General features: G+C 69.5%; 5 protein-coding genes. 3 read left to right on the top strand and 2 right to left on the bottom strand.

The annotated features are described in order from the left end of the window. Positions 1 to 120: 120 nt before the first annotated feature. Positions 121 to 1,509: a DHA2 family efflux MFS transporter permease subunit gene (locus tag CH341_RS27775; RefSeq protein WP_111422226.1), complete on the bottom strand. Its 1,389-nt coding sequence runs from the start codon at positions 1,507 to 1,509 to the stop codon at positions 121 to 123. Between the two features lie 263 nt (positions 1,510 to 1,772). On the opposite strand from CH341_RS27775, the gene CH341_RS27770 reads away from it, so the two are divergent. The 3 genes from CH341_RS27770 (at position 1,773) to ppk2 (ending at position 4,932) form a co-directional block, all read left to right on the top strand. After that, the gene (locus CH341_RS27770; RefSeq protein WP_111422224.1) at positions 1,773 to 2,036 is read left to right on the top strand and encodes a hypothetical protein; all 264 of its coding nucleotides are present in this window, start codon (positions 1,773 to 1,775) and stop codon (positions 2,034 to 2,036) included. A gap of 321 nt (positions 2,037 to 2,357) precedes the next feature. Next, positions 2,358 to 3,848 carry an IMP dehydrogenase gene (guaB, locus tag CH341_RS27765; RefSeq protein ID WP_111422221.1) on the top strand — a complete coding sequence of 497 codons (1,491 nt, stop codon included), beginning with the start codon at positions 2,358 to 2,360 and terminating at the stop codon, positions 3,846 to 3,848. A gap of 133 nt (positions 3,849 to 3,981) precedes the next feature. Then, positions 3,982 to 4,932 (top strand): polyphosphate kinase 2, encoded by a 951-nt coding sequence (gene ppk2, locus CH341_RS27760; RefSeq protein WP_111422219.1) that lies wholly within the window; start codon positions 3,982 to 3,984, stop codon positions 4,930 to 4,932. A 47-nt stretch (positions 4,933 to 4,979) separates the two neighbouring features. Here ppk2 and CH341_RS34505 read toward each other — a convergent pair whose 3' ends face one another. Then, positions 4,980 to 5,156, bottom strand: a complete 177-nt coding sequence (locus CH341_RS34505; protein WP_170149836.1) for a hypothetical protein — start codon at positions 5,154 to 5,156, stop codon at positions 4,980 to 4,982. Positions 5,157 to 5,190 lie beyond the last annotated feature (34 nt).

Genomic DNA, 5,190 nt, shown 5'->3' with positions numbered 1-5,190 from the left:
CAGGCCGCGTCTCGAACCATGTGGCCCCGAGGCCGAGGCCGCCCCCGCCCTTCGAGACGGCTGCTTCGCAGCCTCCTCAGGACGAGGGCGCAGAGAGGCCGCGTTCAATCGCGTGCGGTCTCACTTCCGCTGCGCCATCTCGGCCCCCGCGTCCTTCGGCATCATGGCGAACAGCAGGGTCGCCGAGGCCGAGATCACGGCGATGGTGACGAAGGCCGGCGGGAAGGTGGCGGCGGTCAGGGCCGCGTCGCCGCGGGCCATCATGGACAACTCCAGCGCCAGCGCCCCGATGGTGACGCCGGTCGACACCGAGAGCTGCTGCGACACGCTGGCGAGCGACGTCGCCCGGCTCATCCGGCGCGGCTCGACATCGGCGAACGCGATGGTGTTGACGCTGGTGAACTGCAGCGAGCGAAAGAGCCCGCCGACCAGCAGCACCGAGATCATCACCCACACGGGCGTGCCGGGTGAGAACAGGGCGGGCGCGCCGATCGTCACGGCGGCCAGAAGCGCGTTGATCGTCATGGCGAGGCGGAAGCCGAAGCGGCGCAGGATGCGCGGCACCAGCGTCTTCATCACCATCGCCCCGAACGCCGTGGCGAACGTCACCATGCCGGATTCGAAGGGCGTCATGCCGAAACCGATCTGCAACAGCAGCGGCAGCAGGAACGGCAGCGCGCCGGCGCCGACCCGGAACACGAAGCCGCCGGCGACGCCGGCCCGAAACGTCGGCAGCGCGAACAGCGACAGGTCCATCACCGGGTTGGGGGCGCGCCGCGCATAGAGCACGTAGGCGAGAGTCGTGCCGGCTCCGATGGCGAGCAGCGCACCGGCCAGCCATTTCGGCACGAAATCGACCGTGATCACGGCCGAGCCGAAGGCGAGGCCGCCGATCCCGAGCGCGACCAGGGTCATGCCCGGGCCGTCGAACGGCTCCGGCACCTCGCTCTTCACGTTCTCGACGAAGGCCGTCACCAGGGCGAAGCCGATGATGCCGATCGGCACGTTGATGATGAAGATCCAGTGCCAGCTCGCATAGGTGGTGATGAGGCCGCCGAGCGGCGGCCCGAGCAGCGGGCCGATCAGCGCCGGCATGGTGACCAGCGCCATGGCGTCGACCAGCCGGCTCTTGTCGACCGAGCGGATCAGCACCAGGCGACCCACCGGGCTCATCATGGCGCCGCCCATGCCCTGGAGGAACCGCGCCAGCACGAAGTGCCACAGCTCCTGCGACACGGCGCAGGCGAGCGAGCCGGCGACGAACACCACGATGGCGCTGCGGAAGATGGTCCTCGCGCCGAAGCGGTCGGCCATCCAGCCGCTCATCGGGATGAAGATCGCCAGCGCCAGCAGGTAGGACGTGATGGCGAGCTTCAGCTCGATCGGCGAGGTGCCGATGTCGGCCGCGATCGCCGGCAGCGCCGTGGCGATGACGGTCGAGTCCATGTTCTCCATGAACAGCGCGACCGCGACGATGAAGGGGACGATGCGCTCGCGGGACAGGGCCATGGGTGGGACACGGGGGCAGGAGCGGGCAGGAGACGGGGGCAGGACACGGGGCCGGGCGGTGCGGCACCGGCACGGAGGCGGCACAATAGAGCATATCGATGGCGGGGGCTCCCGGGGTTCCGCGTGACGGACCCGTCGCGGCGGGAATTGACATCCGCCGCCGGCCCCTGCGCACCCTGCCGCACCCGATTGCGCCCGGGACGCGAACCCCCACATATTCCACGACGCGCGGCCCCACCCCCGCGCCCCGGAGCGAAGCGGCGATGATCTACATCCTGGCGGTCTTCCTGCCTCCCCTCGGCCTGCTGCTGAACGGCCAGCCGTTCGCGGCGCTGTTCAACCTGGTGCTGCTGGCGGTCAGCGTCGTGCTCACCGTGTTGACGATCTTCACGCTTCCCGTGCTCATGCTGCTTCCTTCGGCACACGCCGTGATCAGCATCTACATGACGCGCGAGAACCGCCGTCACCGCGAGATCGTCGAGGCGATCGAGCGCCACGGCCCGCCGCCCCCCGGCTGGCGGCCGTAATCGCCGGAGTTGCGCCTCGGCGCGGTGGAGTGCCGGGCTCTGCCCGGCACTATCGTCTTGCGGACGCATGCATTTTTTCCGCGCGGGCAGGCGGACGAGCTGCCGAAGCGGCGCGGCCGCCGTATTCCCGCGGATACGGTCGATCGATGCGGGCAGCGAACGCGGGACCGACCGACACCCGCCTTCCGCCTTCCCATTCCGGGACTCCCGTGCTAACCACCCTTGCCAACTCCGTACAGGGGCAGCCCGAGTCTCTCACCGGCCGTGTTCGACCGGAGACGTCGGCGTTTTCCCGGCCCCTGCGGCGACCAGGAGCTTGGCATGGCCGGACTTTCCGACGGTACTCCCCGCGAGGCCCTCACCTTCGACGACGTTCTGCTGCAACCCGGCCTGTCGGACGTGCTGCCGTCGCAGGCCGATGTCCGCACCCAGCTCACCCGCGAGATCGCCCTCAACATCCCGATCATCGCCTCGGCGATGGACACGGTCACCGAGAGCGCCATGGCGATCGCCATGGCCCAGGCCGGCGGCATCGGGGTGATCCACCGCAATTTCGAGCCCGACATGCAGGCCGCCCAGGTGCGGCAGGTGAAGAAGTTCGAGAGCGGCATGGTGGTGAACCCACTCACCATCGGCCCGGACGCGCCGCTCGCCGAGGCGCTCCGCATGATGGCGGACAACCGCATCTCCGGCATTCCGGTGGTCACCTCCGAGGGCGGGGTCGACGGCAAGCTGGTCGGCATCCTCACCAACCGTGACGTCCGCTTCGCCCACGACCCGAACCAGCGCGTCTGCGAGCTGATGACCAAGGAGCGCCTGGTCACGGTGCGCGAGGGCGTCAGCCAGCAGGAGGCGAAGCGGCTCCTGCACCAGTTCCGCATCGAGAAGCTGCTGGTGGTCGACGACCAGTACCGCTGCGTCGGCCTGATCACGGTCAAGGACATCGAGAAGGCGGTGGCCAACCCCAACGCCTGCAAGGACGCGCAGGGGCGCCTGCGCGTCGCCGCCGCCACCACGGTCGGCGAGAGCGGCTACGAGCGCACCGAGCGGCTGATCGCGGCGGGGGTCGACCTGATCGTCGTCGACACGGCGCACGGCCATTCCCGCCACGTGCTCGACCAGGTGACCCGCATCAAGAAGCTGTCCAACGCCGTTCAGGTCGCCGCCGGCAACGTCGCCACGGCGGACGGCGCCAAGGCGCTGATCGACGCGGGCGCCGACGCCGTCAAGGTCGGCATCGGCCCGGGCTCGATCTGCACCACCCGGGTGGTCGCCGGTGTCGGCGTGCCGCAGCTCACCGCCATCATGGACGCCGTCTCGGTCGCCCGCGACGCCCACGTGGCCGTGATCGCCGACGGCGGCATCAAGTATTCCGGGGATCTGGCCAAGGCGCTGGCCGCCGGCGCCGACTGCGCCATGATCGGCTCGCTCCTGGCCGGCACCGACGAGACGCCCGGCGAGGTCTTTCTGTATCAGGGCCGCTCCTACAAGACCTACCGGGGCATGGGCTCGGTCGGCGCCATGGCGCGCGGCTCGGCCGACCGCTACTTCCAGCAGGACATCAAGGACTCGCTCAAGCTCGTGCCCGAGGGCGTCGAGGGGCAGGTGCCCTACAAGGGCCCGGCCAGCGCCGTTCTGCACCAGCTCACCGGCGGGCTGCGCGCCGCCATGGGCTATGTCGGGGCCGCCACCCTGAAGGAGCTGCACGACAAGGCGCAGTTCGTGAAGATCTCGGCCGCCGGCCTGCGCGAGAGCCACGTCCACGACGTGACGATCACGCGTGAAAGCCCGAATTACCCGACCCGGGTGTGAGGGCGCCGGGCAGGTCCGGAAAAATCCGCGCGACCGAGCGCCGCGCGGATTTCGTCATCGAACTGTCGCACAATCCCGGTGACTGTCCCGACGGACGATTCCGTCCGCATCGAGACGACTTCCGGAGCGACAGATGGACGACCGCAAGCCGGCCCGCGGCACGCCGGGCCCTGGTGAGCTGGACGATGGGAGCCTCGACTGGCTCGACGCCGAGCTCGCCGACACGCTCGACGAGGACTACGAGCTGGAGCTCTCCGAGCCGGCGCTCTCGGACGAGCTGCGCCGGATTTACAGGCGGACCCATCCGCCGTCGATCGACCGCCGAGATTACCTGCGCCAGCTCCTGACGCTGCAGACCGAGCTGATCAGGCTGCAGGACTGGGTCCTGCACACCAAGGCCAAGATCGTGGTGGTGTTCGAGGGGCGCGACGCGGCCGGCAAGGGCGGCGTGATCAAGCGCATCACCCAGCGGCTCAATCCGCGCGTCGCCCGCGTCGTCGCGTTGCCGGCGCCGACCGAGCGCGAACGGACCCAGTGGTATTTCCAGCGCTACGTCCCGCACCTGCCGGCCGGCGGCGAGATCGTGCTGTTCGACCGCTCCTGGTACAACCGCGCCGGCGTCGAGCGGGTGATGGGCTTCGCGAACGAGGAGGAGGTGGAGCAGTTCTTCCGCGACGTGCCGGAGTTCGAGCGCATGCTGGTGCGCTCCGGCATCATCCTGCTGAAATACTGGTTCTCCATCACCGACGAGGAGCAGCAGATGCGCTTCCTGATGCGCATCCACGATCCGATGAAGCAGTGGAAGCTGAGCCCGATGGACCTGCAGTCGCGGGTGCGCTGGGAGGATTATACGCGGGCCAAGGAGGACATGCTGTTCCGCACCAGCATCCCCGAGGCGCCGTGGTACATCGTCGAGGGGAACGACAAGAAGCGGGCCCGGCTCAACTGCATCGACCATCTGCTCCAGCAGATCCCGTACGAGCCGGTGCCGCACGAGCCGATCGCCTTGCCGGACCGGGTGTTCAATCCGAACTACGAGCGGCGTACGCTCCCGTCGGACCTCTACGTGCCGCAGAAATACTGACCGCCGTGCGGCGGCGCCCGGTCGGCGCCGCGGGACGGCGGACCGGGTCAGATCAGGTCGTTGTCGACGCAGTACTCGATCGCGGTGCGCTCCGTGCTGGGGCGGGCCTCGCGGCCGGCCGGGCTGCCGGACTCGGCGCGCTCGGCGGTCTGGCGGTCGCGCCCGGTCTGGGCTCCCGGGCCGGTCGTGTCGGTGTCGAAGCTACGCAGGTCGGGACGGCTCATTTCACTTCTCCGGAAGGCACGCCGAATGCGTGCC

This window comes from Rhodoplanes roseus (assembly GCF_003258865.1).
Classification (GTDB): Bacteria; Pseudomonadota; Alphaproteobacteria; order Rhizobiales; family Xanthobacteraceae; genus Rhodoplanes; species Rhodoplanes roseus.
The sequence above is the reverse complement of the archived record's forward strand: the minus strand, read 5'-3'. Positions and strand labels throughout refer to the sequence as shown.

What these genes read in the sequence shown, in the direction of transcription:
- CH341_RS27775 (WP_111422226.1), bottom strand. Translation starts at nt 1,509, where the DNA reads ATGGCCCTGTCCCGCGAGCGCATCGTCCCCTTCATCGTCGCGGTCGCG.
- CH341_RS27770 (WP_111422224.1), top strand. Translation starts at nt 1,773, where the DNA reads ATGATCTACATCCTGGCGGTCTTCCTGCCTCCCCTCGGCCTGCTGCTG.
- guaB (WP_111422221.1), top strand. Translation starts at nt 2,358, where the DNA reads ATGGCCGGACTTTCCGACGGTACTCCCCGCGAGGCCCTCACCTTCGAC.
- ppk2 (WP_111422219.1), top strand. Translation starts at nt 3,982, where the DNA reads ATGGACGACCGCAAGCCGGCCCGCGGCACGCCGGGCCCTGGTGAGCTG.
- CH341_RS34505 (WP_170149836.1), bottom strand. Translation starts at nt 5,156, where the DNA reads ATGAGCCGTCCCGACCTGCGTAGCTTCGACACCGACACGACCGGCCCG.